Origin of the sequence: Pseudomonas nitroreducens (assembly GCF_010994165.1) — a bacterium.
Lineage (GTDB): Bacteria > Pseudomonadota > Gammaproteobacteria > Pseudomonadales > Pseudomonadaceae > Pseudomonas > Pseudomonas nitroreducens.
Window position 1 is genome coordinate 172,601 of record NZ_WMBX01000008.1, and the last position, 25,680, is coordinate 198,280.

The 25,680-nt window shown below is 63.5% G+C and carries 21 protein-coding genes; 8 read left to right on the forward strand and 13 right to left on the reverse strand.

Annotation, left to right across the window (positions count from 1 at the left end; translation table 11 throughout):
- Positions 1-3 precede the first annotated feature (3 nt).
- On the reverse strand, positions 4-615 hold the full coding sequence (locus GJV37_RS28540) for a 2OG-Fe(II) oxygenase (protein WP_420875898.1): 612 nt from the start codon (positions 613-615) through the stop codon (positions 4-6).
- 127 nt (positions 616-742) lie between these two features.
- On the opposite strand from GJV37_RS28540, the gene GJV37_RS28545 reads away from it, so the two are divergent.
- Positions 743-1,483 carry a hypothetical protein gene (locus tag GJV37_RS28545; protein ID WP_024762152.1) on the forward strand — a complete coding sequence of 247 codons (741 nt, stop codon included), beginning with the start codon at positions 743-745 and terminating at the stop codon, positions 1,481-1,483.
- A 154-nt stretch (positions 1,484-1,637) separates the two neighbouring features.
- On the opposite strand, the gene bipL is transcribed toward GJV37_RS28545, so the two are convergent.
- The gene (gene bipL, locus GJV37_RS28550; RefSeq protein ID WP_037011438.1) at positions 1,638-2,576 is read right to left on the reverse strand and encodes a phospholipase BipL; all 939 of its coding nucleotides are present in this window, start codon (positions 2,574-2,576) and stop codon (positions 1,638-1,640) included.
- A 123-nt stretch (positions 2,577-2,699) separates the two neighbouring features.
- On the opposite strand from bipL, the gene GJV37_RS28555 reads away from it, so the two are divergent.
- Both GJV37_RS28555 and GJV37_RS28560 read left to right on the forward strand, forming a co-directional pair.
- Positions 2,700-3,275 (forward strand): DUF6436 domain-containing protein, encoded by a 576-nt coding sequence (locus tag GJV37_RS28555; protein WP_169887078.1) that lies wholly within the window; start codon positions 2,700-2,702, stop codon positions 3,273-3,275.
- A gap of 88 nt (positions 3,276-3,363) precedes the next feature.
- On the forward strand, positions 3,364-3,876 hold the full coding sequence (locus GJV37_RS28560) for a transcriptional regulator (RefSeq protein ID WP_170859028.1): 513 nt from the start codon (positions 3,364-3,366) through the stop codon (positions 3,874-3,876).
- Between the two features lie 3 nt (positions 3,877-3,879).
- Here GJV37_RS28560 and GJV37_RS28565 read toward each other — a convergent pair whose 3' ends face one another.
- The gene (locus GJV37_RS28565; RefSeq protein ID WP_024762148.1) at positions 3,880-4,929 is read right to left on the reverse strand and encodes an AraC family transcriptional regulator; all 1,050 of its coding nucleotides are present in this window, start codon (positions 4,927-4,929) and stop codon (positions 3,880-3,882) included.
- Positions 4,930-5,036: 107 nt separating this feature from the next.
- On the opposite strand from GJV37_RS28565, the gene GJV37_RS28570 reads away from it, so the two are divergent.
- The gene (locus GJV37_RS28570) at positions 5,037-7,424 is read left to right on the forward strand and encodes a penicillin acylase family protein (RefSeq protein ID WP_170859029.1); all 2,388 of its coding nucleotides are present in this window, start codon (positions 5,037-5,039) and stop codon (positions 7,422-7,424) included.
- A gap of 406 nt (positions 7,425-7,830) precedes the next feature.
- Here GJV37_RS28570 and GJV37_RS28575 read toward each other — a convergent pair whose 3' ends face one another.
- From GJV37_RS28575 to GJV37_RS28610, 8 genes are all read right to left on the reverse strand, one after another.
- The gene (locus tag GJV37_RS28575; protein WP_024762146.1) at positions 7,831-8,703 is read right to left on the reverse strand and encodes an ABC transporter permease subunit; all 873 of its coding nucleotides are present in this window, start codon (positions 8,701-8,703) and stop codon (positions 7,831-7,833) included.
- Positions 8,704-8,785: 82 nt separating this feature from the next.
- Positions 8,786-9,667, reverse strand: coding sequence for an ABC transporter permease subunit (locus GJV37_RS28580; RefSeq protein WP_089285861.1), 882 nt, complete (start codon positions 9,665-9,667; stop codon positions 8,786-8,788).
- Positions 9,668-9,693: 26 nt separating this feature from the next.
- Positions 9,694-10,848 (reverse strand): ABC transporter ATP-binding protein, encoded by a 1,155-nt coding sequence (locus GJV37_RS28585; protein WP_024762144.1) that lies wholly within the window; start codon positions 10,846-10,848, stop codon positions 9,694-9,696.
- A gap of 151 nt (positions 10,849-10,999) precedes the next feature.
- Entirely contained in the window at positions 11,000-12,094 is a 1,095-nt protein-coding gene (locus GJV37_RS28590; protein ID WP_065085314.1) for a polyamine ABC transporter substrate-binding protein, read from the reverse strand.
- Positions 12,095-12,322: 228 nt separating this feature from the next.
- Positions 12,323-13,423 carry a polyamine ABC transporter substrate-binding protein gene (locus tag GJV37_RS28595; RefSeq protein ID WP_038803551.1) on the reverse strand — a complete coding sequence of 367 codons (1,101 nt, stop codon included), beginning with the start codon at positions 13,421-13,423 and terminating at the stop codon, positions 12,323-12,325.
- A gap of 117 nt (positions 13,424-13,540) precedes the next feature.
- Positions 13,541-14,908: an aspartate aminotransferase family protein gene (locus GJV37_RS28600; RefSeq protein ID WP_024762142.1), complete on the reverse strand. Its 1,368-nt coding sequence runs from the start codon at positions 14,906-14,908 to the stop codon at positions 13,541-13,543.
- Between the two features lie 61 nt (positions 14,909-14,969).
- The gene (locus GJV37_RS28605; protein ID WP_024762141.1) at positions 14,970-16,328 is read right to left on the reverse strand and encodes a glutamine synthetase family protein; all 1,359 of its coding nucleotides are present in this window, start codon (positions 16,326-16,328) and stop codon (positions 14,970-14,972) included.
- A gap of 40 nt (positions 16,329-16,368) precedes the next feature.
- Positions 16,369-17,118 (reverse strand): gamma-glutamyl-gamma-aminobutyrate hydrolase family protein, encoded by a 750-nt coding sequence (locus GJV37_RS28610; RefSeq protein ID WP_024762140.1) that lies wholly within the window; start codon positions 17,116-17,118, stop codon positions 16,369-16,371.
- Between the two features lie 278 nt (positions 17,119-17,396).
- On the opposite strand from GJV37_RS28610, the gene GJV37_RS28615 reads away from it, so the two are divergent.
- The 4 genes from GJV37_RS28615 to aguA all read left to right on the forward strand — a co-directional run bounded on the left by GJV37_RS28615 (position 17,397) and on the right by aguA (position 22,101).
- Positions 17,397-18,776, forward strand: coding sequence for a glutamine synthetase family protein (locus GJV37_RS28615; RefSeq protein WP_024762139.1), 1,380 nt, complete (start codon positions 17,397-17,399; stop codon positions 18,774-18,776).
- A gap of 244 nt (positions 18,777-19,020) precedes the next feature.
- Positions 19,021-20,082 carry a polyamine ABC transporter substrate-binding protein gene (locus tag GJV37_RS28620; RefSeq protein WP_065085316.1) on the forward strand — a complete coding sequence of 354 codons (1,062 nt, stop codon included), beginning with the start codon at positions 19,021-19,023 and terminating at the stop codon, positions 20,080-20,082.
- A 55-nt stretch (positions 20,083-20,137) separates the two neighbouring features.
- Positions 20,138-20,773, forward strand: a complete 636-nt coding sequence (locus GJV37_RS28625; protein ID WP_037011010.1) for a TetR/AcrR family transcriptional regulator — start codon at positions 20,138-20,140, stop codon at positions 20,771-20,773.
- 218 nt (positions 20,774-20,991) lie between these two features.
- On the forward strand, positions 20,992-22,101 hold the full coding sequence (gene aguA, locus GJV37_RS28630; protein WP_170859031.1) for an agmatine deiminase: 1,110 nt from the start codon (positions 20,992-20,994) through the stop codon (positions 22,099-22,101).
- Positions 22,102-22,333: 232 nt separating this feature from the next.
- Here aguA and GJV37_RS28635 read toward each other — a convergent pair whose 3' ends face one another.
- Entirely contained in the window at positions 22,334-23,692 is a 1,359-nt protein-coding gene (locus GJV37_RS28635) for an OprD family porin (protein WP_170859032.1), read from the reverse strand.
- A gap of 853 nt (positions 23,693-24,545) precedes the next feature.
- Positions 24,546-25,664, reverse strand: coding sequence for a polysaccharide biosynthesis/export family protein (locus GJV37_RS28640; RefSeq protein WP_024762136.1), 1,119 nt, complete (start codon positions 25,662-25,664; stop codon positions 24,546-24,548).
- Between the last annotated feature and the right edge of the window lie 16 nt (positions 25,665-25,680).

A 25,680-nucleotide genomic window follows, 5' to 3' on the forward strand; every position in this document is an offset into this window, starting at 1 on the left:
GCCTCAGAGCGGAGCGTCACCGCGGCGGCGGAACCAGCCGGTGAGCGAGAGGCGCTCGTGACTGGCCGGCAGCACCTCATGGGGGAATTCGCCGGAGAGGAACACCACCAGCCGGCCGGCCAGTGGCGGCAGGTCCAGCGTCCGTTCGTCGGGGAAGTACATGCGTAGTTCGCCGCCCTGCTCCACCGACCAATCCCGATTCAGGTAGAACACCGCCGAGACAGTGCGACGATCGTCGTCGCGGAAGCGATCGAGATGCTTCTGATAAAAGGCGCCCGGCGGGTAGAGCGCGAAGTGCCCTTCGAAGTCTTCCAACCCCAGGTACAGGGAGCGATTGATCTGCCGGCGCAACTCGTCCAGCGCCCCCAGGTAAAGGTCGCAGGCCTTGGACTGGCCGGGCTCGAGCCACTGGATGCGGTCGCCGCGAATACCTTCGCGCACGGCCTGCCCATCGCCCCGGCCGATGGCCGCAGCGGCCAGCTTGCCGGCTGCGTCACGGGCACGGCATTCCGTCGCCAGCTCAGCGATCAGGGCATCGGGAAGGAAGGCGTCCTGCTGCGACCAGCCCTTCTGGGCGAGGTCGTCAACGATGTTTTGCAGGAGGGGGCCTTGCATGAATGGAGAAGGGGCGTCGAAATGCATCGCGTATTGTAACGTCCGGCGCCAGTGTCTCGACAAGCGGGGCAAGCCTTGCCGACAATAGCCCCCGGCGAGCGAACCCTGCCGCCCAAAAGGAGTTGCAATGCGCGTACTGCTGGCCCTCACCCTTCTTGTACTGGGCATGCCTGCCCTGGCCGACAACTACCAGCGCCTGTACCAGGCCGCCGGCTGGCCGGAACAGCGAGCGCACTTCAATGACGCCCTGCACGCCGCGCAGAAGCGTTACCAGGGCAATCTGCCGCCGGCGCTGTACCAGACGCTGGTGGACAACAGCAACCAGCGCTTCGCCCCCGCCGACATCGACCAGCGCGCCCTCAATGGCCTGCGCCAGAACCTACCGGACAGCTCCGCGGCGGTGAACTTCTTCGAATCCCCGCTGGGCCGCAAGGTCGCCGGCGCCGAGACCCTGGCCACTCGCAGCGACCAGTTGCAGAAGTACGCCAACGGCCTGCCACGCCAGCAGGCCAGCGATGCGCGCAAGCAGATCGCCCACCGCCTGAGCCAGGTGCTGCCGGCCCGCGAAGCCGGTGCCGAAGTGAGCCTGGCGCTGGCCAGCGTGGCCGCCGACAGCCTCAGCCAGATGCTCCCCGGCCTGCTCGGCGGCGGCACTACCCAGGGCATGCTCGAAGGCCAGCGGCAGAAGCTGATGGGGCAGATTGGCGCCGATCTCGACAACACCCTGCTGTACGTCTATCGCGGTCTGAGCGATGCCGAGCTGGGCCAGTTCGCCGATTTCAGCGAGTCGCCAGCCGGGCGCGAATATTACCGCGCCGCACTGGCCGCCCTTAAGGCCGGATTAAGCGTTTCCTCCAGCGGGCAATGATAGGAATAACCTTACCGTCCTAGCGGACCACTCCGAGAAGCGCTCCCCCTAGAATGGCGCCCGCTGTACAGAGGGTGGCGCCTGAGGATCATGGCGCATGGAGTGAAGGACACACCCTCGACTACAGCGACTTCCACGCCCCGCGTCCCCCCGGCTATGCCATCCGCTCACTGAGAAAATCGAAGTAACGTCTGCGCAGCGTCTCGCTCTCGTTCGCCAGGTGGTGACGCGCGCCGGTCAGCAGCAGGCATTCGATCTTCTCGAACTTGTCTTCCAGCACCTTCAGGTTGTAGCGCCAGTCCACCGTCTCGTCGGCGTCGCCCTGCACCACCAGCAGGCTCTGCGCGCCATGGCCGGCGGCCTCGATACGCGGAATCCAGCGCGCCAGTGCGCCCACCCAGGCCGTCGGCAGGATCTTCGGCTGCAGCGGATCGCGATCACGCAGGAAGGCGAGGAATTCGGCGTCGCTGGAGTTCTCGCTGAACCGTCGCGGAATCGAGTCCACGAACGGTCGCAGCAACTGATAGCTGAATTTCGACCAGCCCCAGGCCCGGGGCCGCACCAGTGGCGCCAGGAGGATGGTCCGCCCGAGTTCCGGACGCGGCGCGCCGGTGAGCAGGTAATCCAGCAATATCGCCCCGCCGGTGCTCTGCCCACAGAGGTGCCAGGGTTGCGGCAGGTCCAGCGCCTGGGCCTGGTTGAGCAGTGCGCCCAGCACTATCTGGTACTCGGCGAAGTCGCCAATGCTGGCAGCCGCGCCACCGGACAGGCCGTGGCCCGGCAGGTCGCAGGCCAGCACCGCGAAGCCCATGTCCAGCGCCCAGTCGATCACGTGGCGGTACAGCCCCATGTGGTCGTAATAGCCATGCAGCAGCACCACCGTCCCCCGCGCCAGCACCGGCCGCCAGTACTGCGCGGCGATCTGGTAGCCCCCGGCCTCGAAGGTGCCCAGGCGGCTCTGCAGTCCCGGGTGGCGCCCATGCAGGTCCAGGCCGTAGAAATGCTGGTACAGCGCGATGCCGACTTCGTTCGCCTCTGCGGTCAGAGGTCGCAGCAGGGTGCGCAGCAGATCGGGCTGGAAGGCTTCAGGCATAGGCGTTTCGCTTCTGGCAGGCGGGTAACGGAAGGAGCGCGCGGAGCAGCCGGATATTCTGCCGCGCCCGCCCCCGTGGCAAGCTTGTCGGCTATCTTACCGACTCTGTCACTGGTCGCTGCCATGTCCTCACGTCAAAAGTCGCTGCTTACCTGGCTGATTGCCGCGCTCTGCCTGGGCACGCTGCTCGCCACCTACTGGTGGTACGAGAACCGCTTCATCCGCCCATTCAGCCATCAGCCGCAGTTGTTCTCCGGCGACCACCTGATGCTGCCCGCGCAGTTGGCCGGTCCCGGAAAGATCCGCCTGGTGCATTTCTGGGACCCGGCCTGCCCGTGCAACGTCGGCAACCAGCAGCACCTCGCCGAGCTGATCCAGCGCTTCGGCCCGCAGGGCGTGGAATTCTTCGCCGTGCAGAAGCCAGGCACCCGCGGCCACCTGCCCGACACGCTCAGCGCCATGCGCGCGCTGGACTCACTGCCCGGCGCCGGGCAATTGCCGGCCAGCCCCGCCGTGGCGATCTGGAACGCCCAGGGCGAGCTGGCCTATTTCGGGCCCTACAGCGAAGGGGCGGTGTGCACCTCGGGCAACAGCTTCATCGAACCGATCCTCGACGCGCTGGTGCAGGGGCGCCAGGTCAACGCGACCCACACCCTGGCCGTGGGCTGCTATTGCCCGTGGGACGAAACGAAGCACTGAGCCGCATCAACGAAGACGATGGCCAATCCGTGACTACACTTGGTTCGCCGGCCCATGAAGGGCTGATCGTCACCAAGGAGCTTTTCGCATGCGTCTTCATTCCGCCTTCGCCTTCTGCGCCGCTCTCTCCACCGGGTTCGCCCTGCCCCTGGCCGCCCACGCCGAAGATACCCCCAGCAGCAGCCAAGTCATGGAGCAGCACAAGCAGGCCATCAACAACCGCATCGCCGACATCGACTACAAGCGCAAGCGCATCGTCGAAGCCAACATGAAGCTCACCCCGCAGGAGACTGAGAAGTTCTGGCCGATCTACAACAGCTACCGCACCGAGGCGGACAAGCTGAGCAAGCAGACGCTGGCGATCATCATCGACTACGCCAACAGCTATAACACCGGCTCGGTGAGCAACGACGAGGCAGCGAAACTGCAGAAACAGGTGCTGGAGCTGCAGGACGACCGCCAGGATCTCAAGGAGAAATACCTCAAGCGCATCGCCAAGGAAGTCTCGCCGCAGCGCGCGCTGCGCTTCCTGCAGATCGAAGACCAGCTGGACGCGATGGCGCTGCTGGAAGTCAGCCGCGAAATCCCGCTGGCCGAGTAGCCCTCAGCCTTCGGTGCCGCCTCGCAGGCGCTGGCGATAGCGCTCGGGCGGCACCGAATACCAGCGCCTGAAGGCACGATAGAACGGCGACACCTCGGCAAACCCGCAGGCCCGCGCCACCTCGCGAATCGCCACGCCCTGCTCCAGCAACTGCGCCGCACGCTGCCGGCGTACTTCCTCTCGCACCTCCCTGAACGTCTGCGCCCGGCTCGCCAGGTTGCGCTGCAGCAGCCCTGCGCGCACGCCCAGTTCGCGAGCACAACTTTGCAGGGTGCACTCCCCCTCCCCTAGGCGGATGCCAATCAGGTAGCGCAGGCGATTGAGCAGGTCGTTCTCGTCCAGCGTGCCCAGCTGTTCTCGCGCATGCTCGGTGAGCAGGCGGTGCAGCACCGGGTTGCCGGTACGCGAAGGCCTCGCCAGCAGGGCCCGGTCGAAGAGCAAGGCGTCATGGGGCTTGCCGAAGCTGGGCGTCAGGCCGAACAGCCGTCGGTGCTCGCTCAGGCGGCGTGGCTGGGGGTGGCGGAACTCCACGGCCTGGACACGGAACTCATCGTCGGTGATCAGCGCCAGCTGCTTGAGAAACAGCAGCATCAGGCACTCCATCTGCTGCCGCAGGTTGCTGATGCCCAGGTAGTTGAGGTCGAGGATCAGCCGTACCCGGTCGCCCTCTTCATGCATCTGTGCGGCGAAGCCACCGGAGAGGATGTGCTGGAAACGCAGGAAGCTCTGCAGCGCCTCGCGCAGGTCGCCGCTGGCCATCTGCAGGTAGCCGACCACATCGAGCAGACGCGGCCTCATCGCCTCGCCCAGGTGCAGGCCGATGTCGGGATCGCCGGTGATGTCGTCGAGGGTCGTCCAGAATAGCGGGGCATCGTCATGTACCAGCCGGCCACTCTGCGCCGGCGGCGGCAGGCGGACCTTCTGCAAGGCCTGGCGGTAGATGTCGGTCGGATCGAAGCCCAGCACGGACAGCGCCTCGTACAACTGGCGGCGCAGGGTGGCGGACTGAGTCATGGCTGGCGCTGCCGGGAAATTCAGCTCTGGGGCGGACATGCTTCCTCCTGGGATTGACCGAAGAGTTCCAGCCATGAGGCATTTGGTCAATGAACGCCACGCAACTTCCTTTGCAGAATCGCCGCATAACAACAAGGAGTTGCCCCATGAAACGCACTTTGACTGTCCTCGCTGTCGTTGTCGTCGCTACCGCGGCGGGCGCTGGCTGGTACCTGCACGGCAAGCAGCCGGTACGCGACGGACAACTGCCGCTGGCCGGCCTCGCCAGCGAAGTCACGGTTCGCTACGACGAGCGTGGCGTGCCGCACATCAAGGCCGGCAGCGAGGAGGACATGTACCGGGCGATCGGTTACGTGCATGCCCAGGACCGGCTGTTCCAGATGGAAATACTGCGGCGCCTGTCCCGCGGCGAGCTGGCCGAAGTGCTCGGGCCCAAGCTGGTGGACACCGACCGCATGTTCCGTAGCCTGCGCATCCGCGACCACGCGGCGGAGTATGTGAAGACGCAGGACAAGAATTCCCCGGCCTGGAAGGCCCTGGTCGCCTACCTCGATGGCGTCAACCAGTTCCAGGACAGCCACCCGCGCCCGGTGGAGTTCGACATCCTCGGCATACCCAAGCGCCCCTTCACGCCCGAGGACACCGTCAGCGTCGCCGGCTACATGGCCTACAGCTTCGCCGCCGCCTTCCGTACCGAACCGGTGCTGACCTACGTGCGCGACCAACTGGGCGCGGATTACCTGAAAGTCTTCGACCTCGACTGGCACCCCAACGGCGTCCTCACGCCGTCCCCGTTGGCCGCCGCCGACTGGCAGGACATGAGCGCCATCGCCCAGCTCAGCCACGCGGCCCTGGAGAAGGCCGGCCTGCCGCAGTTCGAAGGCAGCAACGCCTGGGCCGTGTCCGGCAGCCGCACCAAGAGCGGCAAGCCGCTGCTGGCGGGTGACCCACACATCCGCTTCGCCGTGCCGGCAGTGTGGTACGAGATGCAGGCCAGCGCGCCGGGGTTCGAGCTGTACGGCCACTACCAGGCGCTCAACCCGTTCGCCTCGCTGGGCCATAACCTGCAGTTCGGCTGGAGCCTGACCATGTTCCAGAACGACGACGTCGACCTGGTCGCCGAGAAGGTCAACCCGGACAACCCCAACCAGGTCTGGTACCACGGCCAGTGGGTGGACCTGAAGAGCGAGGAGCAGAGCATCGCCGTGAAAGGCGAGGCGCCAGTGAAGATCACCCTGCGCAGCTCGCCCCACGGTCCGCTGGTCAATGACGCGCTGGGCACTGCCTCGGGCAAGACGCCGGTGGCCATGTGGTGGGCCTTCCTGGAAACCCAGAACCCGATCCTCGATGCCTTCTACGAGCTGAACCGCGCCGATACCCTTGCCAAGGCCCGCACGGCGGCTTCGAAGATCCAGTCGCCGGGCCTCAACGTGGTATGGGCCAACGCCCGCGGCGACATCGGCTGGTGGGCATCGGCGCAATTGCCGGTACGCCCGGACGGGGTCAACCCGAACTTCCTGCTCGACGGCGCCAGCGGCCAGGCCGACAAGACCGGCTTCTACCCCTTCAGCGAGAACCCGCAGGAAGAAAACCCGGCGCGCGGCTACATCGTCTCGGCCAACTTCCAGCCGGTACCGGCCAACGGTCGCCCGGTGCCGGGCTACTACAACCTGCCCGACCGCGGTCAGCAACTGAACAAGCGCCTGTCCGACGATTCGGTGAAATGGGACCTGCAGAACAGCCAGGCGCTGCAACTGGACACCGCCACCGGCTATGGCCCGCGCTTCCTCAAGCCGCTGCTGCCGATCCTGCGTGAAGCCGCGGCAACCGACGAAGAGAAGGCGCTGGTGGAGAGCCTGGCCAACTGGCAGGGCGACCATCCGCTGGACTCCGTGACCGCCACGCTGTTCAACCAGCTCCTCTACCAGGTGGCAGACGGCGCCATGCGCGACGAGATGGGCGACGCCTTCTTCGACAACCTGCTGTCCACCCGCGTGCTCGACGTGGCCCTGCCGCGCCTGGCCGCCGACGAGGGCTCGCCCTGGTGGGACAACCGCAAGACGCCGCAGAAGGAAACTCGCGCGGATATCGTCAAGGCCGCCTGGAAAGGCAGCCTGGCGCATCTGCGCACCACCCTCGGCCAGGACTCGAAACAGTGGCTGTGGGGTAAGGCGCACACCCTGACCCACGGCCACCCGCTGGGCCAGCAGAAGCCGCTGGATCGCCTCTTCAATGTCGGCCCATTCGCCGCGCCGGGCGGCCACGAGGTACCGAACAACCTCTCCGCCCGCGTCGGCCCGGCACCCTGGCAGGTGGTCTACGGCCCGTCCACCCGTCGCCTGATCGACTTCGCCGACCCGGCCCACAGCCTGGGCATCAACCCGGTGGGCCAGAGCGGCGTGCCCTTCGACAAGCACTACGACGACCAGGCCGAAGCCTACATCGAAGGCCAGTACCTGCCGCAGCACTACGATGAAAACGAGGTGAAGGCCAACACCAAGGGCATCCTGCGGCTGATCCCCGTCCGTCGCTGAGTTGCCTGCCGAAAATGAAAAACCCCGCTCCTGCGGGGTTTTTCATGGGTGCATGTAGAGAGTGTTGCGGGAGATGCCGAAGCTCCCTGGCGCGTTATTTCCCCAAGGGATAACGATCGGGGTGTTGTATTGGGCGCCGTCTCCCGCACGGAGTGCCAAAAGGCGTCACTGGAAGTTTGCCGGCGGCGCGCCCCGGTCCTGGTTCGGGGGAGACCGGAAAGCGCAACCGAACGTTTAAAGCGTAGATCGCAATCCGCTGGGAGTTGCGCTTTCCTACCCACGGATTTTTCCGATAAACCCAAGTCTTCCAAGCACTTCGGAATAACGTGTGAGCAAAAAACACGGGCCACCCGAAGGTGGCCCGTGGTTCGACAATCGCCGGATACTACCGGCCGACAAGACGGCGTCAGGCGGTGGCTGTCGAACCCTTCTGCCAGTCGGTCGCGTTGGACTCCATGGCTTCCTGGATCGCACGCTTGCGACGCTCCTCGGCCTGACGGGTGAAGTACCAGGCGAAGAAGGTGAACAGCGAAACGGTCAGCAGGATCAGGCTGGCGACGGCGTTGATCTCCGGCTTCACGCCCAGGCGCACGGCGGAGAACACTTCCATCGGCAGGGTGGTGGAGCCAGGACCGGAGACGAAGCTGGCCAGTACCAGATCATCCAGCGACAGGGCGAAGGACATCATGCCGCCCGCGGCCAGCGAGGGGGCGATCATCGGGATGGTGATCAGCATGAACACTTTCCAGGGCTTGGCGCCCAGGTCCATGGCCGCTTCCTCGATGGACAGGTCCAGCTCGCGCAGGCGTGCCGACACCACCACCGCTACGTAGGACGAGCAGAAGCTGGTGTGGGCGATCCAGATGGTCACGATGCCGCGTTCCTGCGGCCAGCCGATCAGCTGGGCCATGGCGACGAACAGCAGCAGCAGCGACAGACCGGTGATGACCTCGGGCATGACCAGCGGCGCGGTGACCATGCCGCCGAACAGCGTACGGCCGCGGAAGCGCGGGATGCGGGTCAGCACGAAGGCGGCCAGGGTGCCCAGGGCTACCGAGGAGATCGCGGTGTAGCAGGCGATCTCCAGCGAGCGGAACACCGAGCCAACGAGCTGCTGGTTGTCCAGCAGGCCGACGTACCACTTCACCGACCAGCCGCCCCACACGGTCACCAGTTTGGAGCCGTTGAAGGAGTAGATGACCAGGATGATCATCGGCACGTAGATGAAGAGCAGGCCCAACACCAGCATGATGTTGGAGAACGACCAACGCTTGTTCATACCTTGCCCTCCAGCTCTTTAGCCAGGCTCGTGGGTAAAGAGTCTGTTAAAGAGAATGATGGGCAGATTGCCTTGAAGAAACTCATACCTTGCCCTCCAGCTCTTTAGCCTGGTTCTTGTTAAAGAGAATGATGGGGATGATCAGGATGGCCAGCATCACCACGGCAAGGGCAGACGCCACCGGCCAGTCACGGTTGTTGAAGAACTCCTGCCACAGCACCTTGCCGATCATCAGCGTCTCGGGGCCGCCGAGCAGTTCCGGAATCACGAACTCACCCACCGCCGGGATGAACACCAGCATGCAGCCGGCGATGATGCCGTTCTTGGACAGCGGCACGGTGATCTTCCAGAAGCTGGTGAAGCTGCGCGCGCCGAGGTCGGACGCGGCTTCGAGCAGGCTCATGTCGTGCTTCACCAGGTTGGCGTAGAGCGGCATGACCATGAAGGGCAGGTACGAGTAGACGATGCCGATGTACACCGCGAAGTTGGTGTTCAGGATCGTCAGCGGCTCGTTGATGATACCCAGCCACATCAGGAAGCTGTTGAGCAGGCCGTTGTTGGACAGGATGCCCATCCAGGCGTACACGCGGATCAGGATCGCCGTCCAGGTCGGCATCATGATCAGCAGCAGCAGGACGGTCTGCATTTCCTTGCTGGCGCGGGCGATGGCGTAGGCCATCGGATAACCGATCACAAGGCAGAGGAATGTGCTGATCGCCGCCATCTTCAGCGAGCCCAGGTAGGCGTCGATGTAGAGCGGGTCGTCCGTCAGCATCAGGTAGTTGCCCAGGTTCATCACGACCTGGAGGGTCTGGTCGGCGTACTGGAACACTTCGGTGTACGGCGGAATGGCCACGTCTGCGGCTGCCAGACTGATCTTCAGCACGATGGCGAAGGGCAGCAGGAAGAACAGGAACAGCCAGAAGAACGGCACACCGATCACGGCATGCCGGCCGTTCGGCAGGCGTTTCATGAGCGATTTGCTGATGTTCATGATTGCAGTACCACACCGCTGTCGTCGTACCAGCTGATGTAAACCGGCTGGTCCCAGGTCGGACGCGCCACGTGGCGCTCGGCGTTGGCCATGAAGGCCTGGACGATGAAGCCCGAAGCCAGCTTGATGTAGTACACCGAGTGGCCGCCCAGGTAGGCGATGTCATGCACGGTGCCCTGGGCAACGTTGAAGCCTTCGTGCTCAAGGTCGGCAGGCTTCTGCGCGCTGACCATGACCTTTTCCGGGCGCAGCGCGTAGGTGATGCGCTTGTTCTCGGCACGGGTGCTGATGCCGTGGCCGATGTAGATCGGGTTTTCCAGCTGCGGGCAGGCGATCACCGCGTGGTCCTGCAGGTCTTCGACGATCTCGCCGTCGAACAGGTTGACGTTGCCGATGAACTCGCAGATCAGGCGGCTGGCCGGCGTCTCGTAGATGTCCATCGGGCTGCCGATCTGCTCGATGCAACCCAGGTGCATGATGGCGATGCGCTGGGCCATGGTCATGGCCTCTTCCTGGTCGTGGGTCACCATCACGCAGGTCACGCCTACGCGCTCGATGATCTCCACCAGTTCCAGCTGCATTTGCGAACGCAGCTTCTTGTCCAGCGCGCCCATGGGCTCGTCGAGCAGCAGCAGCTTCGGACGCTTGGCCAGGGAACGGGCCAGGGCCACGCGCTGGCGCTGGCCACCGGAGAGCTGGTGCGGCTTGCGCTTGGCGTACTGGGTCATCTGTACGAGCTTGAGCATCTCGTCGACGATCTTGTCGATCTCTGCCTTGGGCAGGCCGTCCTGCTTGAGGCCGAAAGCGATGTTCTGCGCCACGCTCATGTGGGGGAACAGGGCGTACGACTGGAACATCATGTTGATCGGCCGCTCATAGGGCGGCAGGTCGGTAATGTCCTGGCCATCGAGGAAGATGCGACCTTCAGTGGGACGCTCGAAACCAGCCAGCATGCGAAGCAGGGTCGACTTGCCCGAACCCGAACCACCCAGCAGGGCGAAGATCTCGCCCTTCTTGATGTCCAGGGTCACGCTGTCCACAGCCAGCGTTTCGTCGAACTGCTTGCTGACCCGGTCGATTTTTACCAGAACCTCTTTCGGTTTCTGGTCGCCACTCAAGGCTTTCTTGTAGGCACCGGAGGCTATTGCCATTACCACAACTCCCAAATCATAGAGGCCCGGCCCCCGCGGCCGGGCATGCTTGGTATTACTCAGGGCTGGCGCAGTTTACGTGCGTCGGAAAACCTTTCGAGGGGCTCTCCGACGCTCCGTGCCCGCGCGGACGGATTGGGGGAAATCCGCCTTACTTGCCTGACTTGATCTTGGTCCAGGAACGGGTCATGAGGCGCAGGGTCTTCGGCGGCAGCTCATGCTGCACGAAGAGTTTGTCGAGAACCTCCTGGGATGGGTACACCTCAGGATTGTTGCGCACGGACTCATCCATGAATTCGCCAGCCTTGGGGTTCGGGTTGGCGTAACCGACGTAATCGCTGACCTTGGCGATCACTTCGGGTTTGAGCAGGTAGTTGATGAACGCATGGGCTGCCTTCGGGTTGGAGGCATCCTTCGGAATGGCGAGGATGTCGAACCAGAGGTTGGCGCCTTCCTTGGGAATGGCGTAGGCGATGTTCACGCCCTTGCCGGCTTCCTTGGCGCGGTTGGCGGCCTGGAATACGTCACCGGAGAAACCGGCCGCCACGCAGATGTTGCCGTTGGCCAGGTCGGAAATGTACTTGGAGGAATGGAAGTAGGTGACGTATGGGCGCACCGCCATCAGCTTCTCTTCCACCTTCTTGTAGTCGTCCGGATTGGTGCTATTGGGGTCCAACCCCAGGTACTTGAGCACAGCCGGCATCATCTCGTCGCCCGAATCGAGGAAGGCGACGCCGCACTGGCTGAGCTTCTTCATGTTCTCGGGCTCGAACAGCACAGCCCACGAATCGATCTTGTCGACACCCAGCACGGCCTTGACCTTGTCGACGTTGTAGCCGATGCCGTTGGTGCCCCACAGGTACGGCACGCCGTACTCGTTGCCCGGGTCGTTGGCCTCGAGCTGTTTCATCAGGTGCGGGTCGAGGTTCGACCAGTTCGGCAGCTGGCTCTTGTCCAGCTTCTGGAACGCACCGGCCTTGATCTGGCGACCGAGGAAGTGGTTGGACGGCACGACCACGTCATAACCGGTGCGACCGGCCAGGAGCTTGCCTTCCAGGGTTTCGTTGGAGTCGAAGACGTCGTACACCGGCTTGATACCGGTTTCCTTCTCGAAATCGGCGAGGGTGGTTTCACCGATGTAGTCCGACCAGTTGTAGATGTGGACGGTCTCTTGCGCCTGCACCTGCGAAGTCAGGCCGAGGACGGAGACTGCAGCGATCAGGGTTCTGCGGAAGGGAATGCGCACACGTGAGTCCTCTCGTTGTTTTTTACTACTTCTGTCGGTTGCTGCCGGGGTTTCGACGGCCGGTCCGTGGATAGCGCCGAACCCTTCATCAGCACGAGAGCGCCAGGGCCTGCGCAGCCATTCCACCGATGGAAGCTGTTTGTTGCTGCCGGTAGCGGCGAGGAAGGGCACTCCCCCGCCGCGGTCCCGGACCATCCGCTGCCGCGTCAGGCGGCAGCGACTACCCGATTACTTGCCGGACTTGATAGTGGTCCAGCTGCGGGTCATCAGACGCTGGGTCTTTGCCGGCAGATCCGGGAAGGCGTACAGCTTCTTCATGGTTTCCGGAGTCGGATACACGCCCGGGTCGTTGCGGATCGCCTCGTTCACCATCGGGGTGGCCGCGGCGTTGCCGTTCGGGAACTGCACGACGTTGGTGATCTCGGACATGACGGCCGGCTCGAGCAGGAAGTTGATCCACTTCAGCGCGGCTTCCTGGTTCTCGGCATCCTTCGGAATGGCAACGGTGTCGAAGAACGCGCCAGCACCTTCCTTCGGAATGTTGTACTTCACAGTGACCTTGTTCTTGGCTTCTTCAGCGCGGGACTTGGCCTGGTACACGTCACCCGAGTAACCGATGGCCACGCAGATGTTGCCGTTGGCGATATCGGAAATGTACTTGGAGGAGTGGAAGTAGGAGATGTACGGACGAATCTTCAGGAACAGTGCCTCGGCTTCCTTGAGCTCTTTGGGGTCCTGACTATCGGGCTTGTAGCCCAGGTAGTGCAGGGCTGCCGGGATCATTTCGGTCGGCGAGTCGAGGAAGCTCACGCCGCAGGCCTTCAGCTTCTGAATGTTTTCCGGCTTGAACACCAGGTCCCAGGAGTCCACCGGGGCGTTGTCGCCCAGCGCGGCCTTGACCTTGTCCGGGTTGTAGCCGATGCCGATGGTGCCCCACATGTAGGGGATCGCGTACTGGTTGCCCGGGTCGCTGATCTCCAGGGTCTTCATGATGTCCGGATTCAGGTTCTTCCAGTTCGGCAGCTTGGACTTGTCCAGCGGCACATACACACCCGCCTTGATCTGCTTGGCCAGGAAGGAGTTGGACGGCACCACGATGTCGTAGCCCGACTTGCCGGCCAGCAGCTTGGCTTCCAGCACTTCGTTGCTGTCGTAGACGTCGTAGACGACCTTGATACCGGTTTCCTTGGTGAACTTGTCGACCGTGTCCGGCGCGATGTAGTCCGACCAGTTGTAGACGTGCAGCACCTTGTCATCAGCCTGCGCCATACCAGCCACAGCGCCTGCCAGCGTTACAGCGAGCAGGGATTTGCCGAAGGTCTTGAACATGCGGGTAGCTCCGTTTGTTTTTTTGATGTTCCGGGTGGCGTGGACATCTCCTTCCGTCACCACCCGGTGAGCCTGGCCAACGCACAGGCGCAGTCTGTCAAAGGTCTGGTGAAAGACTCAAGACAGAACGGCTGCGGCGGTTTGATCGAGGCACTTGCGCGCCAGGGTGATCAGGTCATCGATCTGCGATTTCTCGATCACCAGCGGCGGCGAGATAATCATAGTGTCTCCCACCGCGCGCATGATCAGACCGTTGCGGAAGCAGTGCTCGCGGCACAGCATCCCGACACCCTTGCCTTCGAAGCGCTCGCGGGTCTTCTTGTTCTTCACCAGCTCCAGTGCTGCCACCAGGCCTACCCCGCGGGCTTCGCCTACCAGGGGATGGTCGGCCAGCTCTTGCCAGCGTTGTTGCAAATACGGTGCCGTTTCGCTCTTCACTCGCTCGACGATCTTCTCTTCGCGCAGGATGCGGATGTTCTCCAGCGCCACCGCAGCGGCTACCGGGTGACCAGAGTAAGTGAAGCCGTGGTAGAACTCGCCACCCTCATTCAGGGTATGGACGATCTCGTCGCGAACGATCACACCGCCCATGGGGATGTAACCGCTGGTCAGGCCCTTGGCGATCGGCATCAGGTCCGGGGCGTTGCCGAAGTACTGGCTGCCGAACCATTCGCCGGTACGGCCGAAACCACAGATCACTTCGTCAGCGATGAACAGGATGTCGTACTTGGCGAGGATCTCGCGGATCTTCGGCCAGTAGGTTTTCGGCGGAACGATCACGCCACCCGCGCCCTGCAGGGGCTCGGCGATGAAGGCGGCGACCTTGTCTTCGCCGACTTCGAGAATCTTCTTCTCCAGCTGCTCGGCAGCCCAGACGCCGAACTCTTCCGGGTCCATGTCGCCGCCTTCGCCGAACCAGTAAGGCTGGGCGATGTGCTCGATACCCGGGATCGGCAGGTCACCCTGCTCGTGCAGCGCCTTCATGCCGCCCAGGCTGACGCCGGCGACGGTGGAGCCGTGGTAGCCGTTCCAGCGGCCGATGACCACTTTCTTCTGCGGCTGCCCCTTGATCGACCAGTAGTGGCGGACCATGCGCAGCACGGTGTCGTTGGACTCCGAACCCGAGCCGGTGAAGAACACGTGGTTCATGCCTTCGGGAGCGATGTCGGCGATGGCCTTGGACAGCTCCAGTACCGGCGGGTGTGCGGTCTGGAAGAACAGGTTGTAGTAGGGCAGTTCCTGCATCTGCTTGTAGGCGGCTTCAGCAAGTTCCTTGCGACCGTAACCGACGTTCACGCACCACAGGCCAGCCATGCCGTCGAGGATCTTGTTGCCCTCGCTGTCCCACAGGTACACGCCTTCGGCCTTGGTGATGATGCGCGCACCCTTCTCGTTCAGCTGCTTGTAGTCGGTGAACGGAGCCAGGTGGTGATCGCGGCTGAGCGCCTGCCAGTGTTGGGTGTTGGCGCTGGTCTGGTTAGTCATCTTGATAAAACCTCTTCTCTAAGAAACACGGGGCCCGGCCACGCGCCGGCCCCCACGCCGATCAGACAGAAAGCAGGAGGAACTCGCGCTCCCAGGAACTGATTACTCGCTTGAAGTTCTCGTGCTCGGCGCGCTTCACCGCGACATAGCCTCGAATGAACTTGTCACCCAGGTATTTCTCCAGGGTCTTGCTACCTTCCATGCACTCCAGTGCAGCCTCGATGGTCAGCGGCAGGCGCAGGTTACGCCGTTCATAGCCGCGGCCCTTGACCTGCGCACTGGGTTTGAGGCCTTCGACCATGCCGATGTAGCCGCACAGCAGGCTGGCGGCGAGGGCCAGGTAGGGGTTGGCGTCGGCGCCGGCCAGGCGGTTTTCCACGCGCCGGTTGTCCGGGGTGGAATCCGGTACGCGCAGGCCCACGGTGCGGTTCTCTTCGCCCCATTCCACGTTCACCGGCGCCGAGGTGTCGGGAAGGAAGCGGCGGAACGAGTTGACGTTCGGCGCGAACAGCGGCAGCGCCTCGGGAATCAGCTTCTGCAGGCCGCCGATGTGATGCAGGAACAGCTCGCTCATGCTGCCGTCGGCGTTGGAGAAGATGTTCTTGCCGGTCTTGATGTCGACGATGCTCTGGTGCAGGTGCATGGCACTGCCCGGCTCGCCGGTCATCGGCTTGGCCATGAAGGTCGCGGCCACGTTGTGCTTGAGAGCGGCCTCGCGCATGGTGCGCTTGAACACCACGATCTGGTCGGCCAGGTCCAGGGCATCGCCGTGACGGAAGTTGATCTCCATCTGCGCGGTGCCTTCTTCATGGATCAGGGTGTCCAGATCCAGGCCCTGCAGTTCGCACCAGTCGTACATGTCCTCGAACAGCGGGTCGAATTCGTTCGCCGCGTCGATGGAGAAGGACTGGCGACCGGTCTCCTGGCGGCCGGAACGGCCCACCGGAGCCTGCAGCGGGTAGTCGGGGTCGTCGCTGCGCTTGGTCAGGTAGAACTCCATCTCCGGAGCCACGATCGGCCTCCAGCCCTTTTCGGCGTATAGCTGGAGGACGCGCTTGAGGACGTTGCGCGGCGACAGCTCGATGGGGTTGCCCAGCTTGTCGTAGGTATCGTGGATGACCATCGCGGTCGGCTCAATGGCCCAGGGGACGAGGAACACGGCATTCTCGTCCGGGCGGCAGACCATATCGATGTCGGCCGGGTCCAGCAGGTCGTAATAGATGTCATCCTCGACGTAGTCGCCGGTCACGGTCTGCAGGAGAACGCTCTCCGGCAGGCGCATGCCCTTTTCGTTGAGGAATTTCGCAGTCGGCGCGATCTTGCCCCGGGCGATCCCGGTCAGGTCGGCGATCATGCATTCCACTTCAGTGATCTTGCGTTCCTTCAACCAGCCACTGAGCTGGTCTAGCTTGCTAGTCATAAAGACCTCAGGGTTTGAGAGCCCGGCCCCAACGCCGGACTCAGCGGTTCCCCGCCCTCTTGCTGCAGGCTTTGCCGAATGCCTGGAAGATAGCGAGATAGTTGGGGTTCGTTTCGACCTGCCATTCCGGGTGCCACTGCACCCCGACGGCGAAGGCCGCACCTTCGACGGAGAAGGCTTCAACCAACCCGTCAGGCGCCAGAGCTTCTACACGAAGGCCGGGCGCCAGACGATCAACGCCCTGGCCGTGAATAGAATTGACCTGGAACTGCGAGGGTAGCCCGATACCGGCGAATACGCCGCCCGGCTGCACGTCGACGACATGCCGCAGACCATATTGGATTTCGATCGGCTCACCGGCAGGTTCGCGGTGGTCCATGAAGCCCTCGACTTCGTGCACCTTCTGGTGCAACGAACCGCCGAAGGCGACATTCATTTCCTGGAAGCCACGGCAGATGCCCAGCACCGGAATCCCGGCCGCGACGGCGCGGCGAATCAGCGGCAGCGTCGTGCTGTCGCGCTCGGGATCATGGGGGGTGCCTGCAACGCTGGCGGAGCCACTATAATGATGGGGTTCGACGTTCGACGCCGAGCCTGTGAAGAGCAGGCCGTCGAACGCGGCCAACATGTCTTCCTGGTCGATGGCATCGCCCAGGGAGGGAATGATCAAAGGAATGCCCGAGGCCCCGGAGATCAGCGCTCTGAGGTATTTGTCGCCAGCAACATGGTAGGGTTTGGAACCGATCTGCTTGAGGCAGGCGGACACGCCGATTAACGGCAGGCGAGACATGGGACACCCGTGTTTGTAAGTGTTATGGGCTTGAGGCCGAGCTTAGCCTTGTTCATTTTTTTACACAATAGCCATGTAAAAAATCAAACACGCCCCACTGAACAGCCCGCCAGCAAAGGCTCTCCGCGGATCAAAAGCGGCTCGAAACGCCCCAAAAACGGCCCATCAGGACTGATGCGCCCCACTTTGGTGCGACATTGACAACCCTTGCCAATTCGGATTGACTCACACCTCAGCTTTCGAATGATTGAAATTTTTAACAATAAAGGTGTGACATCATGTCGGTACCCCAGAGTGCCGTGTCGCTCGAAGAAGCGAGTGAGTTCCTGAAGGAACACCCCGAGGTCCAGTTCGTCGACCTCCTTATTGCAGACATGAATGGTGTGGTCCGCGGCAAGCGCATCGAACGCACCAACCTGCCCAAAGTCTATGAGAAGGGCATCAACCTCCCCGCCTCTCTCTTCGCTCTCGACATCACCGGCTCCACCGTGGAAAGCACCGGCCTCGGCCTGGACATTGGCGACGCGGACCGCGTCTGTTTCCCGATCCCCAATACTCTCTCCATGGAGCCCTGGCAGAAGCGCCCGACCGCGCAACTGCTGATGACCATGCACGAGATGGAAGAGCGCACGCCGTTCTTCGCCGACCCGCGTGAAGTACTGCGCCAGGTGGTACAGAAGTTCACCGACATCGGCCTGACCATCGTCGCGGCCTTCGAGCTCGAGTTCTACCTGATCGACCAGGAGAACGTGAACGGCCGGCCGCAGCCGCCGCGCTCGCCGATCTCCGGCAAGCGCCCGCAATCGGTCCAGGTCTACTCCATCGACGACCTCGACGAATACGCTGATTGCCTCCAGGACATCATCGACGGCGCCCGCGCCCAGGGCATCCCCGCCGACGCCATCGTCAAGGAAAGCGCACCGGCCCAGTTCGAAGTCAACATGCACCACGTTGACGACGCTCTGAAGGCCTGCGACTACGCAGTCCTGCTCAAGCGCCTGATCAAGAACGTCGCCTACGACCACGAGATGGACTCGACCTTCATGGCCAAGCCCTACCCGGGTCAGGCTGGCAACGGTCTGCACGTCCACGTCTCGCTGCTCGACAAGGACGGCAAGAACATCTTCACCAGCGAGGATCCCGAGCAGAACGCCGCATTGCGCCACGCGATCGGCGGTGTGCTCGAGACCCTGCCGGCGTCGATGGCGTTCCTCTGCCCGAACGTCAACTCGTACCGCCGTTTCGGTTCGGCCTTCTTCGTGCCGAACGCGCCGAGCTGGGGCCTGGACAACCGTACCGTCGCCCTGCGCGTGCCGACCGGAGCGCCGGAAGCGGTGCGCCTGGAACACCGCGTCGCTGGTGCCGACGCCAACCCGTACCTGCTGCTCTCGGCAGTACTGGCCGGCGTCCACCACGGCCTGACCAACAAGGTCGAGCCGGGCGCGCCGATCGAAGGCAACGCTTACGAGCAGCTGGAACAAAGCCTGCCGAACAACCTGCGCGATGCCCTGCGCGAGCTGGACGACAGCGATGTGATGAACAAGTACATCAGCCCCGAGTACATCGACATCTTCGTCGCGTGCAAGGAGCATGAGATGCAGGAGTTCGAGTATTCGATTTCCGATCTCGAGTACAACTGGTACTTGCACACCGTATAAGTGGTAAACGAAACGCCGGCCCTCGTGCCGGCGTTTCCTTGTGCCTCTGGCACACCCGGGGAACTGCGACATCGCAACGGCGAGGAGGGGCGCCAGGGCGAGTCACATCCGTCGTTCCTTCCTGCTCGCGATGTCTCCATCCGCCCGCCCGGGCGCCATCGCGTCTGTCGTGTCTTTGCTGTCGCGCTATCGAGCGGCGAATGCCGCATCCGCTGATTACGTGGTTCATTCAGGGAGATCGCCAATGCCACGCCTGTACGCCGTGATTCTGATGCTGTTGTGCCCGCTGTCTGCCTGGGCCGAGCAGGTCATCCATGTCTACAACTGGAACGACTACATCGCCCCCGAAGTGCTCAAGGACTTCGAGAAGGACACCGGCATCCGTGTCGACTACAAGACCTACAGCACCGCCGAAGAGGTCAAGAAGGCCCTGGAGAGCGGTGAGAAGATCGACGTCGCTGTGCCCTCGCACAACGACCTGCCGGCGCTGATCCGCGACAAGCGCATCCAGGCATTGGATTTCTCCAAGCTGCCCAACCGCAGCCACCTCGACACCCAGCTGCTGAGCAAGCTGGCCGCCGTCGACCCCAACAACCAGCACGCCATCCCTTATCTGTGGGGTGCCGTGGGCCTGGCAATCAACGAACCCGAAGCGGAGAAGGCCTACGGCGGCAAGCTGCCCGACAGCTGGAGCGTGATGTTCGACCCGCAGCAGAGCCAGCGCCTGAAGGCCTGCGGCATGAGCCTGCTGGACGCTCCGGACGAGGCCTTCTCGGTGCTGATGAACTACCAGGGCCGCAACTTCGCCCGCAGCGCGCCGTCGCAGATCCGCCGTGCCGGCGAAGTGCTCGCACAGCTGCGCCCGAACCTGCGCTACATCGACAGCGAGCGCTACATCCAGGACCTCAACGCCGGCAAACTGTGCGTCGCCATGGCCTGGGTCGGCGACGCCCTGGGCGCCGCCAACGCCGGCCAGCCGGTGCGCTTCGTGGTGCCGCAGGAAGGCTCGGTGCTGTTCATCGACAACCTGGTGATCCCCAGCGCCTCCGAGCATCCGGACCTGGCCCTGAAGTTCATCGACTACCTGATGCAACCCAAGGTCGCCGCGCAGATCACCGCCGCCACCCTCTACCCCAACGGCAACAAGGACTCCGCGCAGTTCCTCGATGCCGCCCTGCGCGACCAGCCGGGCCTGTACCCGGACCAGGAAACCAAGCGCCGCCTGTTTGCCCTGGAAACCGCACCGGAGAAGACCGCCCCGGTGATCACCGAAGTCTGGGCCAAGCTGCGCGACGGCGGCAGCTGACTTGCCGAGCGCACCGGAGCTGGCGTCCAATAGCCGCCCAGCTCCGGAGACAGCCATGCCCGCTCCCACCCGCAAACCTCGCGCCAGCAGCCAGGCAAGAATCGCCGTGATCCTCGACGCGGCCCGCGCCCTGCTGGCCGAAAGCGGCGCAGCAGGGCTGTCGATCTACGCGGTGGCCGAACGCGCGGACATTCCCCCTTCTTCCGTCTATCACTTCTTCCCCAGCGTCCCGGCGTTGCTGCAGGGCCTGACCAATGACGTCCACGCCGCCTTCCGCGCCTGCCTGGAACAGCCCGTCGATCACGCCGCCCTGCGCGACTGGCGCGACCTCGCACGACTGGTCGAACAACGTACCCTGGCCGTGTACGCCGAAGACGCCGCCGCACGCCAGCTGATCCTCGCCAGCCACGGCCTTGCCGAAGTCACCCAGGCCGACAGCCAGCATGACGTGCAACTCGGCCAGGCCATGCGCGCCCTGTTCGAGCGGCATTTCGAGCTGCCGCCACTGCCGCAGGATATCGAGGTGTTCAGCCTCGCCATCGAACTGGGTGATCGCGTTTACGCCCTCTCCGTGCAGCGTCACGGGCTGATTACCGAACGCCTGGCCGAAGAAGGCATGCGGGTGATCGATGCCTACCTCTCGCTGTACCTGCCGCCCTGCCTGCCGAAGCGCCCCTCACTCCTGAAATAAATCGATTTATATCCGATTAAAATCCGAATAAACGGGCAATATTCGAGAAAAATTCGCTTCATAAATCGATTTTTATCGGATATAAAATCAGACACTGCCCGCAGCGACCTATACTGGCCGCTCGTGATGCACTCTCGAATGACACAACCCAAAGCGCAGGATGGGGCGACGCGCATAGCGCCGTACGTCCCCAACTGAGCAGCCCCCAGGATCGCCCCATGACTACGTTGACCAGCACTCCCCGCGCCGATGGCTTCCGCATGCCGGCGGAATGGGAACCCCACACCCAGACCTGGATGGTCTGGCCCGAGCGGCCGGACAACTGGCGCCTGGGCGGCAAGCCCGCGCAGGCCGCCTTCAGCGCCGTGGCCCGCGCCATCGCCCGCTTCGAGCCTGTGACCATCGGCGTTTCCGCCGGCCAGTACGAGAACGCCCGCGCCCAGCTGGCCGACGCGGCCAACATCCGCGTGGTGGAAATCAGCAACGACGATGCCTGGGTGCGCGACACCGGCCCGACCTTCGTCACCAATAACGACGGCGAAGTACGCGGCGTGGACTGGACCTTCAATGCCTGGGGCGGCCTGGAAGGCGGCCTGTACTTCCCGTGGCACCGCGACGACCAGGTGGCGAGCAAGGTCCTCGGCATCGAGCGTTGCGACGGCTACCGCACCGAAGGCTTCGTGCTGGAAGGCGGCTCGATCCATGTGGACGGCGAAGGCACGGTGATCACCACCGAGGAATGCCTGCTCAATCACAACCGCAACCCGCACATGAGCCGCGAAGAAATAGAGGCCGTGCTGCGTGAGCACCTGGCCATCGACAGCGTGATCTGGCTGCCGGACGGCCTGTTCAACGACGAGACCGACGGCCACGTCGACAACTTCTGCTGCTACGTGCGCCCCGGCGAAGTCCTGCTGGCCTGGACCGACGATCAGAACGACCCGAACTACGAGCGCTGCCAGGCCGCCATGCGCGTGCTGGAAACCGCCCGCGACGCCAAGGGCCGCCAGCTCACCGTGCACAAGATCGTCATCCCCGGCCCGATCCACGCGACCGAAGCCGAGTGCGAAGGCATCGACCTGGTGATCGGCACCCAACCGCGCGATCCGTCGATCCGCCTGGCCGGCTCCTACGTCAACTTCCTGATCGTCAACGGCGGCATCATCGCGCCGCGCTTCGACGATCCGGCGGACGCAGAGGCCGAAGCCACCTTGAAGCGCATCTTCCCCGAACACGAAGTGGTGATGGTGCCGGGCCGCGAGATTCTCCTGGGCGGCGGCAACATCCACTGCATCACCCAGCAGCAGCCGGCGCCGCAGAAGCGCTGATTCGCTGAAGCGGATTTGCTGAAGAAAAGGGCCGTCGCTCCCACCGGAACGACGGCCTTTTTCATTGGCAGAGGAATGCCTCTGTAGGAGCGAGCTTGCGCGCGAACGACTTCGCGACGGGACTTGTTCGCGAGCAAGCTCGCTCCTACGAAGAGCAACGTCCGAAGGTGGGCGGCGACATGAAAAAGCCGCCGTCTCTTGCGAGAACGGCGGCTTTTTCAGCCTGAGAGAATTACAGCAGCGGGATGGTGTAGCTGACGATCAGGCGGTTTTCGTCCTGGTCGCGCTGGGTCGCAGTGCCCGAGCCGCTGACTGGCAGGCCACTGCGCAGGGCAGCGTTCTTCCAGGTGAAGCCCAGGCCCTTGAGGGTGCCGTCCGGGATGACATAGGCCAGGGAGATATCACGCTCCCACTCGCTCTGGTCGCCGTACTTGGTGTCGATGTTATCGCCGTGCAGGTACAGGGTCTGGAAGGTCAGACCCGGCAGGCCGGCCTGGGCGAAGTCGTAGCCGTAGCGCACCTGCCAGGTGCGCTCGCCGGCGCGCAGGAACTTGCCGATCTGCACGTCGGTGATCAGGTAGGCCGTGGCGCCGTCGCCGTTGTTGATGAACGGGAAGTCACTGTCGCCGCTGAGCTGCTGGTAGCCGGCACCGAAGCTGTGGCCGCTGACGGTGTAGGTGAACAGGCCGCTCCAGGCGCGGTTGTCGACTTCCCCCTTGGTTACGCCGTTGCCGTAGTAACCGCTGGTGTAGTAGTTCTTGTCGTGGCCGTTCTTGCCGTCGTCGCTGCTGTGGAAGTAGCGCAGGTCGCTCTTCAGCACGCCCGGGCCGATCGCCCAGTTGTGTTGCAGGCCGAGGAAGTGCTGCTTGTAGAAGTCCTGCAGGTTGCCGTAGTAGTACTGCAGCGTCAGGTCCTTGGTCAGCTTGTAGTCGGCGCCGCCGTAGTAGAACTTGTTGACGAATTCGCCGGTGCGCGCGTTATTGGCGCCGGCAATGGACAGCCCTTCGTTGTTGCTGGAGCTACGGCCCTTCATGTGCTCCAGCTGGCCGCCGAGCAGGGTCAGGTCCTTGAACTCGTTGGAGGTGACCTGGCCGCCTTCGAAGGTCTGCGGCAGCAGGCGACCGTCGTTGTAGGTCACGACCGGCAGCTTGGGCAGCAGGGTGCCGTATTGCAGCACGGTGCTGGAAACCTTCACCTTGCCGGTGGCGCCCAGGTGGGAGAAATCGTCGACCGCGCGGCCGTCACCATCGGTGGGGAAGACAGTACCGGAAAAGTTCGAGCTGGTCGGGTTGTAGTGTGTGCCTTTACCGCTGTCGAGACGGACGCCCAGCAGGCCGAGGGCGTCGACGCCGAAGCCCACGGTACCTTCGGTGAAGCCGGAGGTGTAGTTGAGCAGGAAGCCCTGGCCCCACTCTTCCTGTTTGCTCGGATTGGCGGGACCGTTGCGGTTGTCGGTGTTGATGTAGAAGTTGCGCAGGGTCAGGCTGGCCTTGCTGTCTTCGATGAACCCAGCGGCGACGGCGGATTGCGCGAGGCCTGCGGCAGCGATGGCGAGCGCGAGGCCCGATTGCGTGAGAGTGCGGCTTTTCATTGGAATTTCCCCATTTTATTGATCTTGGAAACACGCCATTCGCAACAACGACTGGCTCCCCCGGGAGTCCGACCGAATGGCAGGCAGCGGCCGCGACGTGGCGAGCACGACGGGCATGCAGGATTCGTTGGTTGTTTCGACGCCCCGCTAGGCTGGAGCGACGCGCAGGCAGGCGGACAGGGATACGGCAGAAGATGGGAAGGGCATGGATCGATTCTCGTGTCTTGTTGTTGTGGCGATGCGCTGGGCATTCGCCACCTGACAAGGCAATCCCCAGGCCAACCGGCCTACCCTGTCCGACACTCCCGTCTTTCCGGCCTCCGGCTCGACTCTCGAGCCATTCCCCAGGGCCGGATCAGCGGAAAACCGCCACCCCATCACCTCTGGCCGGCGGCAAACCGCCAACCCCTTCCGCTCTGTCCGAGACAGCTCGCGGCAACGCAGGGCAACGATAAAAGAACCTTCATAAATCCAAAAAGAATTAATTCTTAATATGTAATGTCTTTATGGAATATATGATACGCCTCTCAGCGGCGTTCGACTGCTCATCGCTGGAGGTACCTCCAAAGGCAACTCCGGCGTAGGAATCCATACACGGTGGAACGCCAGGCAAAAAAAACCCGCCGGCGCTGCAACGCGGGCGGGTTCGGGGCCTTGTGCTAGGGGAAGACCCCAAAGGAGAGCGGCGGAATCGCTTCCGCCAGTAGGAGTGGTGCTGCTCGGCACCGGATGGCGGCGATGATGGCCAGTCGGTGATGAAGAGTCGATTCCAAAGAACCGCCCACAGCCGTAGGAATATTCGCGACTGCTGTGGGCGGAAGCCTGGCATTCCCGCCGGTATCAGGCCTGGGCGTCAGTTGCCCACTGCCGCACTGGTGGCGACGATCGAGGCCGACGGCAGCAGCTGGCTGATGAAGCGGTTCCAGCGAGTGATGTTGGCCGGGCCGATGAACACTACGTCCTGCGGCTGCATGGCGAAGTCCTTGGCCAGGGCGTAGGCGGTCGGACGCTTGGCTTCCAGGTGGAAGACCTGCGCCTGGAAGGTACCCTGCCCCTTGCCATCGGCCTGCTGCGGGTTGCCGCGGATCACGTACACGGAGTCACCATCGGAGGTTTCCGGGGCCAGGCCGCCGGCGTTGCCCAGCACTTCCAGCAGTGACAGGCCGGTGGTGCGGTAGGTCACGACCTGCGGGCGTTCCACCTCGCCGACCACATAGACTTTCTTGCGGTCGTTGTAGGGCAGGTGGACCTGGTCGCCGTTCTTCAGGTAGATGCCGCTGAGCGTCGAGCCGGAGCGGTTCAGCGCGTCGACGTCGATCACGTATTCGCGGCCGTCACGCTTGAGCGTCAGTCCGGACAGGTCCGCCTCGCCGGCAATCACTCCCGCCTTGCTGACCGCCTGCACCAGGGTCGTGGGCGTGTTGTTCAGCTCGACCTGGCCGCCGTTCTGGAAGGCGCCGGAGAACACCACGTGCTGGCTGGCATAGCGCAGCACGGTGACATCCACCTGCGGGTCGACGATGCCCTTGTTCGCCAGCCGGCGGGCCAGGCTCGAACGCAATTGTGCCGGGGTCTGCCCTTCGGCTCGCACCACGCCGGCGTAGGGGAAGAAGATGTTGCCGTCGGCGCCGACCACGCGGCCGTTGGCTTCCATCTGCTGGGTCGAGCCGGGGCTGGTCAGTTCCGGGTGGTCCCAGACGGTCACCAGCAGTACGTCGCCGCCGCCGATCACGTAGTCCTGTTGCGGCGGGCGGTAGTTCAGCAGCTCCGCGGGCACACCGGGCCTGGCGGCGAACGAGGCCTCCTGGCGCTGCAGCACCTGTGGCGTGATAGGCACGAGGGTAATGTTCATCCCCTGCTTCTGCGCCTCGCGCTGGACATCGGAATCCGTCATGTACTGACCGGGGGAGAACACGCAGCCTTGTAGCGCCAGACTGCCGACTACAAAGCTGAAAGCGAGCAGGTTTTTCATGGCAATCCTTCCTTGA